Annotated in this window: 19 protein-coding genes and 1 other RNA gene; 11 read left to right on the forward strand and 9 right to left on the reverse strand. The window is 64.7% G+C overall.

Annotated features, from left to right (window positions below):
- Window positions 1-22: 22 nt before the first annotated feature.
- Window positions 23-1,000, reverse strand: coding sequence for an NADPH:quinone oxidoreductase family protein (locus tag APH42_RS09440; RefSeq protein ID WP_012274764.1), 978 nt, complete (start codon window positions 998-1,000; stop codon window positions 23-25).
- Between the two features lie 157 nt (window positions 1,001-1,157).
- On the opposite strand from APH42_RS09440, the gene APH42_RS09445 reads away from it, so the two are divergent.
- Entirely contained in the window at window positions 1,158-1,562 is a 405-nt protein-coding gene (locus APH42_RS09445) for a flagellar basal body-associated protein FliL (RefSeq protein ID WP_012274763.1), read from the forward strand.
- 93 nt (window positions 1,563-1,655) lie between these two features.
- Here APH42_RS09445 and APH42_RS09450 read toward each other — a convergent pair whose 3' ends face one another.
- The 4 genes from APH42_RS09450 to APH42_RS09465 all read right to left on the reverse strand — a co-directional run bounded on the left by APH42_RS09450 (window position 1,656) and on the right by APH42_RS09465 (window position 6,991).
- Window positions 1,656-2,768, reverse strand: coding sequence for an ABC transporter permease (locus tag APH42_RS09450; protein ID WP_012274762.1), 1,113 nt, complete (start codon window positions 2,766-2,768; stop codon window positions 1,656-1,658).
- Between the two features lies 1 nt (window position 2,769).
- Window positions 2,770-5,490, reverse strand: coding sequence for a ribosome-associated ATPase/putative transporter RbbA (rbbA, locus tag APH42_RS09455; RefSeq protein ID WP_012274761.1), 2,721 nt, complete (start codon window positions 5,488-5,490; stop codon window positions 2,770-2,772).
- Window positions 5,487-6,446, reverse strand: a complete 960-nt coding sequence (locus tag APH42_RS09460) for an HlyD family secretion protein (RefSeq protein ID WP_012274760.1) — start codon at window positions 6,444-6,446, stop codon at window positions 5,487-5,489. Before APH42_RS09460 ends, rbbA begins: the two co-directional genes overlap by 4 nt.
- A gap of 95 nt (window positions 6,447-6,541) precedes the next feature.
- Complete coding sequence (locus tag APH42_RS09465) at window positions 6,542-6,991, reverse strand: EVE domain-containing protein (RefSeq protein WP_060493201.1); 450 nt, start codon at window positions 6,989-6,991, stop codon at window positions 6,542-6,544.
- Between the two features lie 179 nt (window positions 6,992-7,170).
- On the opposite strand from APH42_RS09465, the gene APH42_RS30135 reads away from it, so the two are divergent.
- Window positions 7,171-7,323 (forward strand): hypothetical protein, encoded by a 153-nt coding sequence (locus tag APH42_RS30135; RefSeq protein ID WP_012274758.1) that lies wholly within the window; start codon window positions 7,171-7,173, stop codon window positions 7,321-7,323.
- Between the two features lie 18 nt (window positions 7,324-7,341).
- Here APH42_RS30135 and APH42_RS09470 read toward each other — a convergent pair whose 3' ends face one another.
- The 4 genes from APH42_RS09470 to APH42_RS09485 all read right to left on the reverse strand — a co-directional run bounded on the left by APH42_RS09470 (window position 7,342) and on the right by APH42_RS09485 (window position 8,732).
- Entirely contained in the window at window positions 7,342-7,950 is a 609-nt protein-coding gene (locus APH42_RS09470) for a 5-formyltetrahydrofolate cyclo-ligase (RefSeq protein WP_060493202.1), read from the reverse strand.
- A gap of 85 nt (window positions 7,951-8,035) precedes the next feature.
- Window positions 8,036-8,215: non-coding RNA, 6S RNA (gene ssrS / locus APH42_RS09475), on the reverse strand.
- Between the two features lie 17 nt (window positions 8,216-8,232).
- On the reverse strand, window positions 8,233-8,553 hold the full coding sequence (locus APH42_RS09480; protein ID WP_010955726.1) for a cell division protein ZapA: 321 nt from the start codon (window positions 8,551-8,553) through the stop codon (window positions 8,233-8,235).
- Window positions 8,550-8,732: a TIGR02449 family protein gene (locus APH42_RS09485; RefSeq protein WP_041166806.1), complete on the reverse strand. Its 183-nt coding sequence runs from the start codon at window positions 8,730-8,732 to the stop codon at window positions 8,550-8,552. The genes APH42_RS09480 and APH42_RS09485 overlap by 4 nt, the downstream gene beginning before the upstream one ends.
- Before the next feature lie 181 nt (window positions 8,733-8,913).
- Here APH42_RS09485 and APH42_RS09490 point away from each other — a divergent pair, with 181 nt between their 5' ends.
- The 9 genes from APH42_RS09490 (at window position 8,914) to gcvH (ending at window position 18,372) form a co-directional block, all read left to right on the forward strand.
- Window positions 8,914-9,468: a YecA family protein gene (locus APH42_RS09490; protein WP_016489744.1), complete on the forward strand. Its 555-nt coding sequence runs from the start codon at window positions 8,914-8,916 to the stop codon at window positions 9,466-9,468.
- A 21-nt stretch (window positions 9,469-9,489) separates the two neighbouring features.
- Window positions 9,490-10,824 carry a Xaa-Pro aminopeptidase gene (pepP, locus tag APH42_RS09495; RefSeq protein WP_060493203.1) on the forward strand — a complete coding sequence of 445 codons (1,335 nt, stop codon included), beginning with the start codon at window positions 9,490-9,492 and terminating at the stop codon, window positions 10,822-10,824.
- Complete coding sequence (gene ubiH, locus APH42_RS09500) at window positions 10,821-12,020, forward strand: 2-octaprenyl-6-methoxyphenyl hydroxylase (protein ID WP_012274753.1); 1,200 nt, start codon at window positions 10,821-10,823, stop codon at window positions 12,018-12,020. Before pepP ends, ubiH begins: the two co-directional genes overlap by 4 nt.
- Window positions 12,017-12,499: a DUF4442 domain-containing protein gene (locus tag APH42_RS09505; RefSeq protein WP_012274752.1), complete on the forward strand. Its 483-nt coding sequence runs from the start codon at window positions 12,017-12,019 to the stop codon at window positions 12,497-12,499. Before ubiH ends, APH42_RS09505 begins: the two co-directional genes overlap by 4 nt.
- A gap of 9 nt (window positions 12,500-12,508) precedes the next feature.
- The gene (locus APH42_RS09510) at window positions 12,509-13,726 is read left to right on the forward strand and encodes a 2-octaprenyl-3-methyl-6-methoxy-1,4-benzoquinol hydroxylase (protein WP_171577245.1); all 1,218 of its coding nucleotides are present in this window, start codon (window positions 12,509-12,511) and stop codon (window positions 13,724-13,726) included.
- 218 nt (window positions 13,727-13,944) lie between these two features.
- Window positions 13,945-14,946: an extracellular solute-binding protein gene (locus APH42_RS09515; RefSeq protein WP_012274750.1), complete on the forward strand. Its 1,002-nt coding sequence runs from the start codon at window positions 13,945-13,947 to the stop codon at window positions 14,944-14,946.
- Window positions 14,947-15,108: 162 nt separating this feature from the next.
- Window positions 15,109-16,731: an iron ABC transporter permease gene (locus tag APH42_RS09520; RefSeq protein ID WP_060493204.1), complete on the forward strand. Its 1,623-nt coding sequence runs from the start codon at window positions 15,109-15,111 to the stop codon at window positions 16,729-16,731.
- A gap of 123 nt (window positions 16,732-16,854) precedes the next feature.
- On the forward strand, window positions 16,855-17,937 hold the full coding sequence (gcvT, locus tag APH42_RS09525) for a glycine cleavage system aminomethyltransferase GcvT (RefSeq protein WP_012274748.1): 1,083 nt from the start codon (window positions 16,855-16,857) through the stop codon (window positions 17,935-17,937).
- Window positions 17,938-17,988: 51 nt separating this feature from the next.
- Entirely contained in the window at window positions 17,989-18,372 is a 384-nt protein-coding gene (gene gcvH, locus APH42_RS09530) for a glycine cleavage system protein GcvH (RefSeq protein ID WP_012274747.1), read from the forward strand.
- Window positions 18,373-18,393 lie beyond the last annotated feature (21 nt).

The raw sequence follows: 18,393 nt of genomic DNA on the forward strand, positions 1-18,393 counted from the left end.
CTGCGAAGAGGCCTGAACTGCCTTACTTGGCCAACACCACCAACTTACCCACAGCCTGGCGCTGCCCCAGCTTCTCGATGGCGGCCCCGGCCTCGGCCAGTGGATAAGTCTGCGACACCAATGGCTTCAACTTGCCCTCGGCATGCCAGGCAAACAGCTGCTTGAAGTTGGCTGCATTATCCTGCGGCTGGCGCTGGGCAAACGCGCCCCAGAACACCCCCAGTACCGCCGCACCCTTGAGCAGCACCAGGTTGGCCGCCAGCTGGGGAATGCTGCCGCTGGCAAAACCCACCACCAGCAGCCGGCCATTCCAGGCCAACCCGCGTACCGCTTGCTCGAATAGCTCGCCACCGACCGGGTCGTAGATCACGTCGACCCCCTGGCCGCCGGTCAGGCGCTTGATTTCTTCGCGCAGGCTGGCCTGGCTGTAGTCGATCAGCTCATCCGCCCCGGCCGCTTTGGCCACGGCCAGTTTCTCGGCACTGCTGGCTGCCGCGATCACTCGCGCGCCCATGGCCTTGCCGATTTCCACCGCCGCCAGCCCGACCCCACCGGAAGCGCCCAGCACCAGCAAGGTCTCGCCTGCTTGTAACTGACCGCGCTGACGCAGGGCGTGCATCGAGGTGCCGTAGGTCATGCCGAACGCCGCAGCGGTGGTGAAGTCCATGCTCGCCGGGATCGGCAGCACGTTGTAGAAAGGCACCGCCACCTGCTCGGCGAACGCACCCCAGCCGGTCAGCGCCATGACCCGGTCGCCCACCTTGAACGTGCCAGCCTTTTCCCCGACTGCAGCCACCACCCCCGCCGCTTCGCCGCCAGGGGAGAACGGTAGTGGAGGTTGGAACTGGTACTTGCCTTCGATGATCAGCGTGTCGGGGAAGTTGACCCCGGCAGCCTGCACGTCCAGCAGGATCTCGTTTTTCTTCGGCTGCGGGCTGGCCACGTCTTCCAGTACCAGATCGCGCGCCGGACCCAGGGTTTTGCACAACACGGCTTTCATCGGGGCTATTCCTTTGCGGGTAATGGCCGATAAGTGTAGGAGGGCCGCTTGCCGGGTCAACGAGCATGGCCTGCCCTGATGGGCCGGCATAAGCCCGGGCTTGGGTTTGAGCGGTGTGCTGGGTAAGCTGGCGCCAACTGTATTGAGGAGCGAATTCGTGAAAGCGTTGATCTTGATGGTGCTGGCGTTGCTGCTGCCGGCTGCGGCCATGGCCGAAGAAGCCAAGGAAGGGGCGCCCAAGGTCGCCTACATCAGCCTGAGCCCGCCCTTTGTCGGCAACTATGCCCTCGACGGCGGCCCGCGGCTGCGGGTGTACAAGGCCGACGTGGCCCTGCGCGTGACCGGCGACGAAGCAGCCAAGGCGGTGCAGCACCACGAGCCATTGATCCGTAATCAGCTGGTGGCGCTGTTCACTCAGCAGACGGTGGACAGCATGAGCAATGTCGAGGCCAAGGAACACCTGCGCCAAGAGGCACTGAAGCAGGTGCAGCAAGTGCTGGAGGCGGAAGAGGGCAAGCCGATTGTTGAAGACTTGCTGTTCAACAACCTGATCGTGCAGTGATCAACTGTGGGAGCGGGCGAGCCCGCGAACACCGGCGAAGCCGGTGCCATTCACCGCACTGCCTGCTTCGCGGGCTCGCCCGCTCCCACAGGGTCAGGACGCCAGGCTGCGACGGAACCGCGAAAGCGCCACGCTGAAAAACACCAGGCCGATCAGCGCCAGTGCCAGGATATCCGGCCACACCACCGCCCACCCGGCATCGCGGAACAGGATCGCGGCCCCCAGGCTGACGAAATGCGTCGACGGCGACCCCTGCATCACCCACTGCAGCCACTGCGGCATGCTGTCCAGCGGTGTGCTGCCGCCGGACAGCAACAGCATCGGGATGATCACCGGGATCGCCAGCAGGCCGAACTGCGGCGTCGAGCGTGCCAGGGTGGCGAGGAAGATACCCAGCGCCGTACTGGCGAACAGGTACAGCGCGGTCACGGCCAGGAACAACCCCATCGAGCCGGACAACGGCACGCCCAGCGCGCCTTTCACTACCACCACCAACGAAATCCAGGTGCATATCACCACCACCAGGGCGTTGCTGCCGATCTTGGCCAGCATGATCTCCAGCGCGGTCAGTGGCAGCACCAGCAGGTGGTCGAGGGTGCCGTGCTCACGCTCGCGCAGCAGCGCGGTGCCGGTGAGGATGATTGCCAGGATGGTGATGTTGTTGACGATCTGGATCACCGCCAGGAACCAACCGCCCTCCAGGTTGGGGTTGAACAGCGCCTTGGGGTTGATCAGCACCGGGCTTTGCACGTTGCCCCGCTGGCTGTAGTCGAGCAGCTCGCGCTCGAAGATGCGGCCGATGTAGCCGGCGCCCATGAACGCCTGGCTCATGGCCGTGGCATCGACGTTTATCTGCAGCTCCGGCGAGCGCCCGGCCAGCAGGTCACTCTGGAAATTCACCGGTACGTTGATCACGAAGGTGTACTGGCCGCTGTCCATGGCCTGGTCCAGGTGTTGCGCGGTCAGCGGAACGGCAGGCTGAAACTCCGGTGGTTGCAGGGCTTCACTGAGCTTGCGCGAGAGCAGGCTGTGGTCTTCGTCCACCACCGCGACGCTGGCGTTGTGCACACCGATCACCGAGCCGGCGGCCGGCATGTAGATCGCCACGCTGAAGGCATACAGCAGGAACAGCAGCAGTACGCTGTCATGACGCAGGCTGGTCAGTTCTTTCAGGCCTAGGCGCAGGGTGTGGTTCAGGCGCGACATGTCAGGCCTCCTGCTTCTTCAGCATGGCCAGGCTCAGGCCGGTGAATGCGGCAAAGAAGCCCAACAGGATCAGGCACTGCGGCCACAGCTCGCGCAGGCCCAGCGCCTTGGTGAAGGTGCCGACCGCGATGTCGAGGAAGTAGCCCGCCGGGAACAGCTGGCCCATCACCGCCGCCGCGCCGTCCAGCGACGAGCGTGGCACGATCAGCCCGGAAAACTGGATGGTCGGCAGGCTGGTAATGATCATGGTGCCGAGAATGGCGGCGATCTGGGTGCGGGTGAATGCTGAAATCAGCAGGCCCAGGCTGGTGGTGGCCAGCAGGTAGGCCACGCCACCACAGGCCAGGGCCAGCACACTGCCCTTGAGCGGCACGGCGAACAGCCAGCGGTTCATCGCCACCAGCAGCGCCAGGTTGACCAGGCTTACCGCCAGGTAGGGCATCTGCTTGCCCAGCAGGAACTCCAGGCGGGTGAGGGGTGTGGCGTAGAAGTTGGTGATGGAGCCCAGCTCCTTCTCGCGAACGATGCCCAGTGCAGTGAGCATGGCCGGTATGAAGGCCAGGATCAGCGCCATCACGCCCGGGCCGATGGCATTCACGCTGACCACGTCCTGGTTGTAGCGAAAACGCGTTTCCAGGCGCACCAGGTCCTGGCGCGGCTGCGGCTGTGGGCTGGCCTTGGCCAGTTGCTCCAGGTTGGCCTGGTGCACGGCTTCCACGTAGTTGCGGCTGGTTTCGGCGCGGAACGGCATGCCGCCGTCGAGCCAGGCGGCCACCACCGGTTGGCGCCCGGCGTACAGGTCGCGGCCAAAACCGGGCGGAATCTCCAGTGCCAGTTTGATTTCCGAGCGCTGCAGCCGCTGATGCAGTTCGCGGCTGTCGCGGATCGGCGCCTGTTCGGCGAAATAGCGTGAGCCTCGGAAGGCTTCGAGGTAGGCGCGGCTTTGCGGGCTTTGATCCTGGTCGTGCACGGCGAAGGCAAGGTTTTCTACATCCAGTGAAATGCCGTAGCCGAAAATCACCATCATGAACAGTGCACCCAGCAAGGCGAAGGCCAGGCGTACCTTGTCGCGCAGCAGTTCCTTGCCTTCTCGGCTGGCCACCGCCAGCAGGCGGCGCAGGCTGAAGCCTTGGCGCAGTGGTGGGGCAGGCGAAGCTGCTTGCTCCAGTACGGTGTTATCCGTGGTTTGCGGCGCGAGCTCCTGGGCTTGTTCCAGGCACCGCACGAAAGCGTCCTCCAGGGTTTCGCCCTGGTACTGGCGCTGCAAGGCCTCCGGCGTGTCGCAGGCCAGTACCCGCCCGGCGTGCATCAGCGAAATACGGTCGCAGCGCTGGGCTTCGTTCATGAAGTGGGTGGAGAGGAAAATGGTCACGCCTTGCTCGCGGGACAGCTCTACCAGCAGGCGCCAGAAGTCGTCGCGGGCGGCCGGGTCGACGCCGGAAGTCGGTTCGTCGAGGATCAGCACTTCAGGGCGATGCAACACCGCCACGGCCAGCGACAGGCGCTGGCGCAGGCCAAGGGGCAGTGCGCCAGACGGTTGGTCGGCGATGGCGGCGAGGTCGAAGCGATTTATCAGCTCATCGATGCGCTGGGCGCTCTGGGCTTTGGGCAAGTCGAACAGGCGGGCATGGAGGGCCAGGTTCTGCCGGGTGCTGAGCTCGCCATACAGCGAGAAGCTCTGTGACATGAAGCCGACCCGCTTGCGCGTGGCCAGGTCACTGGCATCCACCGGGCGCCCCAGCAGGCTGGCGCTGCCCTCGCTGGCAGGCATCAGGCCGGTGAGCACTTTCATGGTGGTGGTCTTGCCGCAGCCGTTGGAGCCGAGGAAGCCGAAGATCTCCCCACGGCCAATGGCGAAACTGACCTTGTTCACCGCTGTGAAGTCGCCAAAGCGCAGGGTCAGGTCGTGCGCCTCGATGGCGACCGGGCCATCCGTGGCCTGGCGCGGTGGAATGCTCAGGGGTTGATGCTGCGCCTTGCCCGCGCCCTGGTAGTGGGTGAAGGCGTCGTCCAGTTTGCCACTGGGGGTGACTGCGGCCAGTTCGTGGCTGGCGCCTGCGGCCAGCAGGCGGCCGCCATCGAGCATCAGGCAATGCTCGAACTGTTCGGCTTCTTCCATGTAGGCGGTGGCCACCAGCAGGGTCAGTTGCGGGCGCTGCGCGCGAACCTGTTCGACCAGTTCCCAGAAACGCCGCCGCGACAGCGGGTCGACGCCGGTGGTCGGCTCGTCGAGGATCAGCAGGTCTGGTTCGTGGATCAGCGCGCAGCACAAGCCCAGCTTCTGCTTCATGCCGCCCGACAGCTTGCCGGCCGGGCGCTCGGCAAAGCGCTGCAGGTCGGTGGCCTGCAGCAAGTTGGCCATGCGCTGCTCGCATTCGCGGCGGCCCAGGCCGAACAGCGTGGCGAAAAAGCGGATGTTCTCGCTGATCGACAGCTCTGGGTACAGGTTGTTGCCTAGTCCCTGCGGCATGAATGCCACTTTCGGGTACAGCGCTGCGCGATGGCGCCGTTGGCGGATCGAGCCGCCCAGAACCTGCAGTTCACCCTGCTGCAGGCGTTTGACGCCGGCGATCAACCCCAGCAGAGTGGACTTGCCGGCGCCATCTGGGCCAATCAGCGCGCAGCGGGTGCCCGCAGGCAGGCTGAAACCCAGGGTATGCAGGGCCGTCAGGTCGCCGTAGCGGTGGCTGATGCCATCGGCCAGCAGTGCCGGGGCGTTCATTGCAGGTTGGCCGGCCAGTCCACCTCGGCCGTGCGCACATAGCCGGCGCCTGGCATGCCAGGTTTAGCCTGTGGCACGACACCTGGGTCGGTCAGGCGGAGTTTGACCCTGAACACCAGCTTTTGCCGCTCGTCGCGGGTCTCCACCTGTTTGGGCGTGAACTGGGCCTTGGCTGCGACAAAAGCCACTTTGGCCGGCAGGGCGCGTTCGGGCAGGGCGTCGAGCACGATGCGCGCCTGGTCGCCCACGGTCAGCTGGCCGCTGGTGGAGGCCGGCAGGTACAGGTTCATGTACTGGTCGCTGGGGTCGATCAGCATCAGCACTCGGCCGCCGGCACCCAGCACCTCACCGGGTTCGGCCAGGCGCAGCTGGATGATGCCGTCGATGGGCGCTCGCAGGCTGCTGTCGTCGATTTCACTGGTGAGCTGGGCCACCTGGGCTTCGGCGGCGCCGATGGCGGCCTTGATCGCTGCAAGCTGGGCGCGGGCGGCGACTACCGCTGCGTTGGCCGTGTCGAAGCGCGCCTGCTGTTGATCGAGCAACTGTTGGCTGGCGTACTTGCGCTGGAAGATCTCGCGCACGCGCTTGAGCTCCTGGCTGGCCAGCAGCAGTTCGCTCTGGCGCAGTTGCACGCTGGCCTGGGCGGCGGCGTAGTTCTCCCGGGCGCGCAGCACTTCGGCTTCGGCCTGGCTGCGTTGGGCTTCCATGGTGCGGGTGTCGATACGCGCCAGCAGTTGGCCGCGGGTGACCTTGTCACCTTCGTCGACCAGCACTTCGGCCAGGCGGCCTGGGATTTTGCTGGCGATTTGTACTTCGGTGGCTTCAAGGCGGCCGTTGCCCATGCTCAGGCCTTCGGGCAACTGGTCGTGGAGCGACTTCCAGTACCCCAGCCCGCCAGCTGCGGCGAGCAGGGCGATTAGCGCGGTGGCGAAAATTCTGGGGGCGTATCGGTTCATCGTTCTGCATCCTTGCGGTCATGCACAGCACATCATGGCCTGCGGCCACGGGTGGCGTGTTGATATCGGTCAAACCCTTGACCTTAGCTACACATTTAGCGCAACGCGACAATCACCGCCCATTGTTCGGGCGTTACCGGCATTACCGACAGGCGGCTGCCTTTTTGCACCAGTGGCAACTCGGCCAGGCCGGCCTGCTGTTTCAGCCAGCCCAGTTCCAGCACCCGTGGCAGGGTTTGCACATGGGCTACATCCACCGCGCTCCACGGGTTTTTGTCGGCGGTGGCCTTGGCATCGTAATAGTGGCTTTGCGGGTCCAGCGCGGTCGGGTCCGGATAGGCCGCGCGGGTAATTCTGGCAATGCCGGCGATGCCCGGCTGCGGGCAACTGGAGTGATAGAAGAAAAACTCGTCACCCTCGCTCATGGCCCGCAGAAAATTACGCGCCTGATAGTTGCGCACGCCGTCCCAGCGCGCTTCGCCCAGGCGGCCGAGGGCTTCGATGGAAAGCTCGTCGGGCTCGGATTTCATCAGCCAGTAGGCCATGGATGCTGCTCCTGAAAAGGTTTGAAATAACCTGTTGCACGAAACCGACAGCCGGTTGGCGTCAAGGTTTGCGTGTGGACGCAGGTTGTCGGAAAATGCGCCCCGTTTAAAGCGCTATGCGCCGGCGGTGCCCAGAAAACCGCCGAGCACTGAACAGTTTGCCTGGGGGGCAATCTTCGATGAATCAACGTAAAAAGCCGGATCTGCTGTGGATCCTGGTGTTCATTTTTGGCCTGGGTGTGGTCACGACCGGTTATGCGCAAGGGTTCTGGGAGCGCAAGCTGGACAACGCCTATCAGATGCCGGTCGACGCCGGCCAGCCGCAACGTTGATGCCCCCGCTGGCGCCGCTCAACGCGGCGCCAGGTACCAGCCACGGTCCGAGACCGTGCCCTGCAGCGGTACATCCCAACTGGCCTGCGCCAGCCGCTCGACCTTCTGGCATTCATGCGCCAGCCCCAACAGCAACGGTTTTTTCCAGGTCTGCCGACGCGCCTGGTAGGCCAGGCTGCGATCATAAAAGCCACCGCCCATGCCCAGGCGCCCGCCCACTTCATCAAAACCGACCAGCGGCAGCAGGATCAGGTCCAGCGCCCAGATCGGCCGTTGGCGTTTGCGGTCAGTGACCGGCTCGGGAATACGGAAGCGGTTGGGCTTGAGCTTTTCACCCTGCTCGAAGCGCTGGAACACCATGCGCGTGCGCGGCCAGGCGTGCAACACCGGCAGGTAGGTGCGCTTGCCGCGACGCTGGGCTTCGCGCAGCAGTAGGCAGGGGTCGATTTCGCTGTCGTTGGGCAGGTACAAGGCAATGTGGCGTGCGCGGCGGAACAAGGGGTGTTGCGCCAGCTGGCGGTACAGGCCGAGGGTGGCCTGGCGTTGCTGGGCAGGGGTAAGGGCGCGGCGGGCATTGCGAAGCAGACGACGGAGCTGGGGACGGGTGAGCGGCGCAGTGTCGGTCATGGCACGAGCTATCCCAGGTGTGCTGGCCAACCTCTGGGCGGTCGGCCAAAACGAATTGCCCGCCGGGGGGCGGGCAAGAGAATTCAGGCTCCCCGATAAGACCGCTATCGGTGTAGCCCTTGAACCCGAAAGTTCAAGGTGGAGATTGCAGGGGGCGTTAAGGCTTTCCGTCGGGCGGACATGCACACCGGCCCCAGCGTGCAACCCCCGTGGTTGTGCGTATCGGCTCAGGGACATAACCGACTGGCGCATCCCCCAGGGAGTGGCGCCAGTATACCAATCTCAGCCGATTTTGGTATCCGTGTCGTCGGACAAAGCCTTGTCTACCCGATCCAGCAGGTCGCGCACCTGTTCGCGGTTGGTGCCGGTGACCGGCGCGTCGTTGCGATCTTCCTGGCGGTGCAGCATTTCGTGGGTAATGTTCAACGCCGCCATTACCGCGATGCGGTCGGCACCGATCACCTTGCCGCTGCTGCGGATCTCGCGCATCTTGCCGTCCAGGTAGCGCGCGGCGCTGACCAGGTTGTTGCGCTCTTCCGGCGGGCAGATGATCGAGTACTCCTTGTCGAGGATCTGCACGGTGACGCTATTGCTTGAACTCATGAGTCTTGCTCCAGAGCCTTGAGGCGTAAAATCATCGACTCGACTTTGCGCTTGGCGATCTCGTTTTTTTCGATGAGGTGGGCGCGCTCTTCGCGCCAGGATTTTTCCTGCGCTAATAGGAGTGCATTTTGCCGTTTTAGTTGCTCGACGCGTTCGATCAGCAACTCGAATCGGCTCATCAGTGCCTGCAGGTCGTTCTCTTGCGTGGGTTGCACTCGATTCGCTCCGTCGTTGAGTCACCTGGCGATGATGCCTCTCCCTGGGCGGCAACGGCCAGTGCCGATGGTCTTGGCGCGCCTGCCGGTGCTAGGATACAAGGTCTCCATTCTAGTCATTGCGCCGTCTGGCGCCTAGCTGCCCATGCCCAATACTCAATCGCCCTACATCGCCTTCGCCATGCTGCTTTCCAGTAATGGCCACCCTGTCACCCCTGCCGAACTGCACGGCCTGCTGATCGGCCGCAGCTGTGCCGGCGCCGGCTTCGATGCCGATGCCTGGCTGGCCGATGCCGCCCAACTGCTGGAAACCGAGCCGGGTGACACCGTGCGCAACGCCCTGATCGGCCTGCAGGAAATGGTCAAGGGCGAGCTGACCAGCGACGACATGGCCATCGTCCTGCTGCTGCCTTCCGACGACGCTGCCCTGAGCGACCGCGCCACCGCGCTGGGCCAGTGGTGCCAAGGCTTCATTACCGGTTTCGGCCTGAATGCCGGTGGCAAGGACCTGTCCGACGAGGCCAAGGATGTGCTGCAGGACCTGGTGGCCATTTCCCAGGTACAAGAAGCCCTCGAAGAGTCCGAAGACGGCGAGAGCGACTACATGGAAGTCATGGAGTACCTGCGCGTGGCACCTCTGTTGCTGTTCTCCGAGCTGGCCAAGCCGGCCGCACCCGCGCCCAAGCCATCGCTGCACTGATCAACCGGGGGAAGTCTGCCCATGAGCCACATACCCAAGGCCGAGTATGCCCGTCGGCGCAAGGCGCTGATGGCGCAGATGGTCCCCAACAGCATCGCCATTCTGCCCGCCGCTGCGGTTGCCATCCGCAACCGTGACGTCGAGCACGTGTACCGCCAGGACAGCGACTTCCAGTACCTCAGCGGCTTCCCGGAGCCTGAGGCGGTGATTGCGCTGATACCGGGGCGCGAGCATGGCGAATATGTACTGTTCTGCCGTGAACGCAACCCCGAGCGCGAACTGTGGGACGGCCTGCGGGCCGGCCAGGAAGGCGCGGTGGGCGATTTCGGCGCCGACGATGCCTTCCCCATTACCGACATCGATGAGATCTTGCCGGGCCTGATCGAAGGCCGTGAGCGGGTCTACAGCGCCATGGGCAGCAACCCCGAATTCGACCGCCGGCTGATGGACTGGATCAACGTGATCCGCTCCAAGGCACGCCTGGGCGCCCAGCCACCGAACGAGTTCGTTGCGCTGGATCATCTGCTGCACGACATGCGCCTGTATAAATCGGCGGCGGAAGTGAAGGTGATGCGCGCGGCCGCAGACATTTCGGCGCGGGCCCATGTGCGGGCCATGCAGGCCTGCCGGGCCGGGCTGCACGAATACAGCCTGGAAGCCGAGCTGGACTACGAATTCCGCAAGGGCGGGGCGAAGATGCCGGCCTACGGCTCGATCGTCGCGGCCGGGCGCAATGGCTGCATCCTGCACTATCAGCAGAACGACGCGCCGCTCAAGGATGGCGACCTGGTGCTGATCGACGCTGGCTGCGAAATCGACTGCTACGCCAGCGACATCACCCGCACCTTCCCGGTCAGCGGGCGCTTTTCGCCCGAGCAGAAGGCCATCTACGAGCTGGTGCTCAAGGCCCAGGCGGCGGCGTTTACCGAAATCGCCCCCGGCAAACACTGGAACCACGCCCATGAGGCGACCGTACGGGTGATCACCGCTGGCCTGGTGGAGCTGGGCTTGCTGGAAGGGGATGTGCAGGCGCTGATCGACAGCGAGGCCTATCGCGCCTTCTACATGCACCGCGCCGGGCACTGGTTGGGCATGGATGTGCACGACGTGGGCGACTACAAGGTGGGCGGCGAATGGCGGGTGCTGGAACCCGGCATGGCGCTGACCGTGGAGCCGGGGATCTACATTGGCGCCGACAATCAGGCCGTGGCCAAGAAGTGGCGCGGCATTGGGGTAAGGATCGAGGACGACGTGGTGGTGACCAGGCAAGGTTGTGAAATCCTGACTTCGGGCGTGCCGCGCACGGTTGCCGAGATCGAGGCGCTGATGCAGGCCGCCCGCAAGGACGCGGCATGAACCGGGTAAACCTGGCGATCATCGGTGGTGGCCTGGTGGGTGCAAGCCTGGCCTTGGCGCTGCAGGCAGGGGCCAAGGCGCGTGGCTGGAAGATCCTGCTGATCGAGCCGTTCGCTCCCGGCGACAGCTTTCAGCCCAGCTACGATGCGCGCTCGTCGGCGTTGTCATTCGGCACCCAGCAGATCTATCAACAACTTGGCCTGTGGCAAGCCATCGGCCGCCGCGCCGAGCCGATCCGGCAGATTCACGTATCCGACCGTGGCCGCTTTGGCGCCACCCGCCTGGATGCCCTGGAAGAGGGAGTCCCGGCGCTGGGTTACGTGGTGGAGAACGCCTGGCTCGGGCAGTGCCTGTGGCAAGGGCTGGACAGCGAGGTGGTGAGCTGGCGCTGCCCGGCGGAAGTGACCGCGATGCAGGCCATCGAAGGCGGTTACCGCCTGCGGCTCAACGATGACACCCAACTGGAATGCGACCTGGCGGTACTGGCCGACGGTGGCCGCTCCGGCCTGCGCGAGCAGCTGGGTATCCATGTGCGCCACACGCCTTACCAGCAGAGTGCGTTGATCGCCAACATCACCCCGGGTGAAGCCCACGGTGGCCAGGCTTTCGAGCGCTTCACCGAAGAGGGCCCCATGGCCCTGCTGCCGCTGCCGGAAAACCGCTGCGCATTGGTGTGGACCCGTCAGGGCATGGATGCACGGCGTCTGGCTGACATCGACGAGCGCAGCTTCCTGCGCGAGCTGCAGGGAGTGTTCGGCTATCGCCTGGGCGCGCTGCGCCAGGTGGGCGCACGGCACCTCTACCCGCTGTCGTTGATCGAGGCCCAGGAGCAGGTACGGCCGCACCTGGTGGTGCTGGGCAATGCAGCGCACAGCCTGCACCCCATCGCCGGCCAAGGCTTCAACCTGTCGCTGCGTGACGTGCAGTCGCTGGCCGAAGCGTTGCTGGCCGGCCCGCAGCAGCCTGGCGACCTGACCACGCTGCAGGCTTATCACCAGCGCCAGCGCCTGGACCAGGCCATGACCATTGGCTTCTCCGACCAGGTCACCCGCCTGTTCGGCAGCAACCAGCCGCTGCTGGCCGCCGGGCGCAACCTTGGCCTGCTCGGGCTCGACCTGTTGCCACCGGCAAAAAGCTGGTTCGCCCGCCAGGCCATGGGCCTGGGCACCCGCCCTGATTCGCGGGGCCAGGCATGAGCAACCCGCGTAAACTGGCACGACGGGCGCGCATGCTGCGCTGGCTGCTGAACCTTTACCCACCGTACCTGGGCGCCGGTATCCGTGTGCAGCACATCAGCCCGGACCTGCGCAGCGTCAAGGTGGCGATGAAACTGACGCGCTGGAACCGCAATTACGTCGGTACCCAGTTCGGTGGCAGCCTGTATGCCATGGTCGACCCGTTCTACATGCTGTTGTTGATCGAGCAGCTGGGGCGCGACTACATCGTCTGGGACAAGGCCGCCAGCATCGATTTCATCTCGCCGGGCAAAGGCCCGGTGTATGCCGAATTCCACGTCGATGATGCGCTGCTGGCCGACATCCGCCAGCAGACCGCCACCGGCAAGAAGTGCCTGCCGCGTTTGCAGGTCGATATCCGCGATGGTGCCGGCGAGCTGGTGGCGCGGGTCGATAAAACCCTATACGTGCGGCTCAAGCCGCAAGCGAGGCAGGCGTAAGGCATGGAAATGCGCGCAGATCTGTTGATTGTCGGTGCCGGTATGGTCGGCAGCGCCCTGGCCCTGGCGTTGCGCCACAGTGGCCTGCAAATCCTGTTGGTCGATGGTGGCCCGCTGACGGTCAAACCCTTCGACGCCCAGGCCCCGTTCGAGCCGCGTGTCAGCGCGCTGTCGGCGGCCAGCCAGCGCATCCTCGAGCGCCTTGGCGCCTGGGAAGGCATTGCCCAGCGGCGTGCCACGCCGTACACCGACATGCAGGTGTGGGATGGCAGTGGAACCGGGCAGATTCACTTCTCGGCGGCCAGCGTGCATGCCCAGGTGCTCGGCCATATCGTCGAGAACCGGGTGGTGCAGGATGGCCTGCTGGAGCGCCTGCATGACAGCGACATCGGCCTGCTGGCCAATGCGCGGCTGGAGCAATTGCGCCGCTCTGGCGATGAGTGGCTGCTGACCCTGGCCGATGGCCGGCAACTGCGTGCTCCGCTGGTGATCGCCGCCGACGGCGCCAATTCGGCGGTGCGGCGCCTGGCTGGCTGCGAAACCCGCGAGTGGGATTATCTACACCATGCCATCGTCACCAGTGTGCGCTGCAGTGCCGGGCACCAGGGTACGGCCTGGCAGCGCTTCACCGATGAGGGGCCGTTGGCTTTCCTGCCGTTGGTCCGCGATGGCCAGCAGGATTGGTGCTCGATTGTGTGGTCGACTACCCCGGAACATGCCGAGCAGTTGATGGCGCTGGATGAAGCGGCCTTCCTGCAGGCCCTGGAACGTGCCTTCGAGGGGCGCCTGGGCCATGTGCTGCAGGCCGACCCTCGGGTGTGCGTGCCGCTGCGCCAGCGTCACGCCAAGCGCTATGTGGATGAGGGCCTGGCCTTGATCGGCGACGCTGCGCACACCATCCACCCGTTGGCGGGGCAGGGTGTGAACCTGGGCTTCCTGGATGCCGCGGTGCTGGCCGAGGTGCTGGTCAATGCTTGCGAGCGTGGCGAGCGGTTGGCGGATGTGAAGGTGTTGAGCCGTTACGAGCGGCGGCGCATGCCGCACAACCTGGCGTTGATGGCGGCCATGGAAGGGTTCGAACGGTTGTTCCAGGCTGATCCGCTGCCGTTGCGCTGGTTGCGAAATAGTGGGTTGAAACTGGTGGAGAAGATGCCGGAGGCCAAGGCGGTGTTTGTGCGCCAGGCGCTGGGTTTGAGTGGGGACCTGCCGGATTTGGCCAAGGCTTGAGATTGCTGGGGCCGCTTTGCGGCCCATCGCGACACAAGGCCGCTCCTACAGGGATATCACAAGGCCAGAGGTCACTCGGGCCCTGTAGGAGCGGCCTTGCGTCGCGATGGGCTGCGCAGCAGCCCCCTCTGCAACATCCGGTAACGGCTAGGTAGATGAGCCAGAAAATGGGATTCACTACCATTTGCACCTCTCAAACGATCCGAGGAGTGCTTCACATGTTGCCACGCAAGCCCCTACTGGCCGCTCTGGCCCTGACCCTGTTCGGCGGCACCGCCCAAGCAGCGGACGAAGTGGTGGTGTACTCCTCGCGCATCGACGAGCTGATCAAGCCGGTGTTCGATGCGTATACCGCCAAGACCGGGGTCAAGATCAAGTTCATCACCGACAAGGAAGCCCCGCTGATGCAGCGCATCAAGGCCGAGGGCGACAACGGCGTGGCCGACCTGCTGCTGACCGTCGATGCCGGCAACCTGTGGCAGGCCGAGCAGATGGGCATTCTGCAGCCAATCAAGTCCGACATCATCGACCAGAACATTCCGCCGCAGTACCGCGCCTCGTCCCATGACTGGACCGGCCTGAGCCTGCGCGCTCGCACCATCATCTACTCCACCGAGCGGGTCAAACCCGAGGAGTTGAGCACCTACGAAGCCCTGGCTGACAAGCAGTGGGAAGGCCGCCTGTGCCTGCGCACCGCGAAGAAAGTGTACAACCAGTCGCTGACCGCCACCCTGATCGAAACCCACGGTGAGGCGAAGACCGAGCAAGTCGTCAAAGGCTGGGTCAACAACCTGTCCACCGATGTGTTCTCCGACGACAACGCGGTGATCCAGGCCATCGAGGCCGGCCAGTGTGACGTGGGTGTGGTCAACACCTACTACTACGGCCGCCTGCACAAGCAGAACCCGAACCTGCCGGTGAAGATCTTCTGGCCCAACCAGGGTGATCGTGGGGTGCACGTGAACCTGTCGGGTATTGGCCTGACCAAGCATGCACCGCACCCGGAAGCCGCGAAAAAGCTGGTGGAATGGATGACGGGTGAAGAAGCGCAGAAGCTGTTCGCCGACATCAACCAGGAGTTCCCGGCCAACCCGAAGGTCAAACCATCGGATGAAGTGGCTGCGTGGGGCAGCTTCAAGGCCGACAGCATTCCAGTGGAAATCGCTGGCAAGCGCCAGGCTGAAGCCATTCGCCTGATGGATCGGGCTGGCTACAACTAAGCGCCAGGCTTTATCCTTCCGGGGCCTATCAGGGCCCTTTCGCGGGCACGCCCGCTCCCACAGGAACTGCACAGGATTCAAGCATCCTGCGGCCCCTGTGGGAGCGGGCATGCCCGCGAACGACCGCCGAGCGGTCGCAAATCAGCCACAGAGACAGTCAACTTGCCCCACACCCCCCAACGCCGCTGGTACTTACCGGTCTCCTTGATCGCCGCCCTGGTGCTGCTGCCCCTGAGCGTGCTGCTGCTGTCCTGGCAATCGATTGATCTGCAGATCTGGTCGCACCTGCTCGACACCCAGATGACTCGCCTGCTCGGCAATACCCTGACGCTGGTGGTGGGTGTAGGCATCGGCGTCACCGTGCTGGGCGTCAGCCTCGCCTGGCTCACCAGCCTCTGCGAGTTCCCCGGTCGGCGCTGGCTGGACTGGGCGCTGATGCTGCCGTTCGCCATCCCGGCCTATGTACTGGCGTTCGTCTTCGTCGGCCTGCTGGACTTCGCCGGGCCGGTGCAAAGCGCCCTGCGTGAAGTGTTCGGGCCAATGCGCCTGCCTCGGGTGCGTTCCACCGGCGGGGTGATCATCGTTTTGGTGCTGGTGTTCTACCCCTATGTCTACTTGCTGGCACGCACGGCGTTCCTGGCCCAAGGCAAGGGCCTGATGGAGGCGGCGCGGGTGCTCGGGCTGTCGCCCCTGCAGGCATTCTGGCGTGTGGCACTGCCCATGGCGCGACCGGCGATCGGCGCCGGCATCGCGTTGGCACTGATGGAAACCCTGGCCGATTTCGGTGCGGTGGCGGTGTTCAACTTCGACACCTTCACCACTGCCATCTACAAGACCTGGTACGGCTTCTTCAGCTTGTCCAGTGCAGCCCAACTGGCCAGCCTGCTGCTGTTGGCCGTCATGCTGGTGCTGTACGGCGAGCGCCGCGCGCGCGGTGCTAGCCGCAGTGGCAACGAACGGCCGCGCGCGCAGGCGCTGTATCACCTGCGTGGGGTCAAGGCGTTGCTGGCCAGTGGTTGGTGCCTGCTGGTGTTCGCCTGCGCTTTTGTCATCCCACTGCTGCAACTGTTGGTGTGGTTCTGGCAGCGCGGTCGGCATGACCTGGACGAGCGTTATGTCGGCCTGGTGCTGCACACCCTGTACCTGGGCGGCATGGCGGCGCTGGTCACGGTATGCGTGGCACTGCTGCTGGCCTTTGCCCGGCGCCAGGCGCCGACCGGCGGTATTCGCGCCGGGGTTGGCCTGGCCAACCTGGGGTATGCCTTGCCCGGTTCGGTGTTGGCGGTGTCGATCATGCTGGCCTTCAGTTACCTCGACAACCACCTGGTCATCCCGCTGTCCAGCTGGCTGGGCGGGGCCGGCAAGCCGCTGCTGCTAGGCAGCCTTTCGGCGTTGCTGCTGGCCTACCTGGTGCGCTTCATCGCAGTGGCTTACGGGCCACTGGAGAGCAGCCTGGAACGCATTCGCCCGTCACTGCCCGAAGCCTCCCGAAGCCTCGGTGTCGGTGGCGCAAGATTGTTTTTCAAGGTGTATCTGCCGCTGCTGGTACCCGGTGCCCTTAGCGCGGCATTGTTGGTGTTCGTCGACGTGCTCAAGGAAATGCCGGCCACCTTGCTGATGCGACCGTTCGGCTGGGACACCCTCGCCGTGCGGGTATTCGAGATGACCAGCGAGGGCGAGTGGGCGCGTGCCTCGCTGCCAGCATTGACGCTGGTGCTGGTGGGCCTGTTGCCGGTCATCGGCCTGATCCGCCGCTCGGCACGTCGACCCGGTCACAGTCACTGAGGGTGCCAGCTGGCGACCTTGCGGCTACAATGCGCGGCATTCGCGCGGCGGGTACTTACAACAAGAGCTGACGACCCACGTCATCGACCGCCGCCGCTTCGCCACGCCCGGAAGGAGAAACCCATGGGACAGCGCACGCTTTTGTATGACCTGCATCTGGCGCTAGGCGCCAAGACGGTCGATTTCGGTGGCTGGGACATGCCCCTGCACTATGGCTCGCAGGTCGAGGAGCACCATCAGGTGCGCAGCGACTGCGGCGTCTTCGATGTTTCCCATATGACCGTGATCGATGTCGACGGCACCGATGCCACCGCTTGGCTGCAGCGTTTGCTGGCCAACGACGTGGCCCGCCTCGACGACGTCGGCAAGGCACTGTACAGCCCGCTGCTCCACGAGCAGGGTGGGGTAATCGACGACTTGCTCGTCTACCGCATGGAAAACGGCTACCGCCTGGTCACCAATGCCGCCACCCGAGCCAAAGTGCTCGACTGGTTAGAGCAGCAGCGGGCCGGTTTCGCCGTGAACTTCCAGCCCCGTCCCGACCTGGCCATCCTCGCCATCCAGGGGCCGCATGCCCGCGAAAAGGTCGCCGCTTTGCTCAGCCCTGCACGCGCGGCCCTGATTCGTGAACTGCGCCCGTTCGAAGGCGTCGCCGAAGGTGACTGGTTCATTGCCCGCACCGGGTACACCGGTGAAGACGGCCTGGAGATCATCTTTCCAGGCGATCAAGCAGTGGCCTTCTTCAACGACCTGGTCGGCGCCGGCATTGCCCCGAGCGGCCTTGGCGCCCGCGATACGTTGCGCCTGGAAGCCGGCATGAACCTGTACGGCCAGGACATCGACGAAAACCACACTCCGCTCACTTCCAACCTGGGCTGGAGCATCGCCTGGGAGCCCGCCGAGCGCGACTTCATCGGCCGTGCCGGCCTGTTGGCGGAAATCGAGCGCGGTGTGCAGGAGAAACTGGTCGGTCTGGTGCTGGAAGAGCGCGGCGTGCTGCGTGCCCACCAGGTGGTGCGCGTAGCCGGGATTGGCGAAGGGGAGATCACCAGTGGTAGTTTCTCACCTACGCTGAGCAAGTCCATTGCCCTGGCGCGCGTGCCCATGGCGACCGGTGACCGGGCCGAAGTGGAAATTCGCGGCAAATGGTACCCGGTGCGGGTGGTCAAACCGACCTTCGTGCGCCACGGCAAGATCCTGATCTGAACAATTATCAACCGGCGGGCGTACCGCTGAGCCAATCGAGGAATTCAAGACATGAGCAATATCCCCGCCGACCTGCGTTTTGCCGAAAGCCATGAATGGGCTCGCCTGGAAGCCGACGGCAGCGTGACCGTGGGTATCAGCGACCACGCCCAGCAAGCCTTGGGTGACGTGGTGTTCGTCGAGTTGGCCGAAGTCGGCAAGGTATTCGCCGCTGGCGACGCTGCCGGCGTGGTCGAGTCGGTCAAGGCCGCTTCGGACATCTACGCCCCGATCGGTGGCGAAGTGATTGCCGTCAACGAAGAACTGGCCGACAGCCCAGAGCAGCTCAACGAAGAACCGTACGGCGCGTGGATCTTCAAACTGAAGCCAAGCGACAAGGCCGAGCTGGACAAGCTGCTGGACGCTGCTGGTTACGCAGCAGCTATCGGCGAGTAACACCGCGTCGCCTGCTTCGCG

Source organism: Pseudomonas sp. NBRC 111140 (genome assembly GCF_001320885.1).
GTDB classification, from domain to species: domain Bacteria; phylum Pseudomonadota; class Gammaproteobacteria; order Pseudomonadales; family Pseudomonadaceae; genus Aquipseudomonas; species Aquipseudomonas putida_P.

Coding starts and splice junctions, on each gene's coding strand:
- APH42_RS09440 (WP_012274764.1), bottom strand. CDS start 1,000: ATGAAAGCCGTGTTGTGCAAAACCCTGGGTCCGGCGCGCGATCTGGTA.
- APH42_RS09450 (WP_012274762.1), bottom strand. CDS start 2,768: ATGTCGCGCCTGAACCACACCCTGCGCCTAGGCCTGAAAGAACTGACC.
- rbbA (WP_012274761.1), bottom strand. CDS start 5,490: ATGAACGCCCCGGCACTGCTGGCCGATGGCATCAGCCACCGCTACGGC.
- APH42_RS09460 (WP_012274760.1), bottom strand. CDS start 6,446: ATGAACCGATACGCCCCCAGAATTTTCGCCACCGCGCTAATCGCCCTG.
- APH42_RS09465 (WP_060493201.1), bottom strand. CDS start 6,991: ATGGCCTACTGGCTGATGAAATCCGAGCCCGACGAGCTTTCCATCGAA.
- APH42_RS30135 (WP_012274758.1), top strand. CDS start 7,171: ATGAATCAACGTAAAAAGCCGGATCTGCTGTGGATCCTGGTGTTCATT.
- APH42_RS09470 (WP_060493202.1), bottom strand. CDS start 7,950: ATGACCGACACTGCGCCGCTCACCCGTCCCCAGCTCCGTCGTCTGCTT.
- APH42_RS09480 (WP_010955726.1), bottom strand. CDS start 8,553: ATGAGTTCAAGCAATAGCGTCACCGTGCAGATCCTCGACAAGGAGTAC.
- APH42_RS09485 (WP_041166806.1), bottom strand. CDS start 8,732: ATGAGCCGATTCGAGTTGCTGATCGAACGCGTCGAGCAACTAAAACGG.
- APH42_RS09490 (WP_016489744.1), top strand. CDS start 8,914: ATGCCCAATACTCAATCGCCCTACATCGCCTTCGCCATGCTGCTTTCC.
- pepP (WP_060493203.1), top strand. CDS start 9,490: ATGAGCCACATACCCAAGGCCGAGTATGCCCGTCGGCGCAAGGCGCTG.
- ubiH (WP_012274753.1), top strand. CDS start 10,821: ATGAACCGGGTAAACCTGGCGATCATCGGTGGTGGCCTGGTGGGTGCA.
- APH42_RS09505 (WP_012274752.1), top strand. CDS start 12,017: ATGAGCAACCCGCGTAAACTGGCACGACGGGCGCGCATGCTGCGCTGG.
- APH42_RS09510 (WP_171577245.1), top strand. CDS start 12,509: ATGCGCGCAGATCTGTTGATTGTCGGTGCCGGTATGGTCGGCAGCGCC.
- APH42_RS09515 (WP_012274750.1), top strand. CDS start 13,945: ATGTTGCCACGCAAGCCCCTACTGGCCGCTCTGGCCCTGACCCTGTTC.
- gcvT (WP_012274748.1), top strand. CDS start 16,855: ATGGGACAGCGCACGCTTTTGTATGACCTGCATCTGGCGCTAGGCGCC.
- gcvH (WP_012274747.1), top strand. CDS start 17,989: ATGAGCAATATCCCCGCCGACCTGCGTTTTGCCGAAAGCCATGAATGG.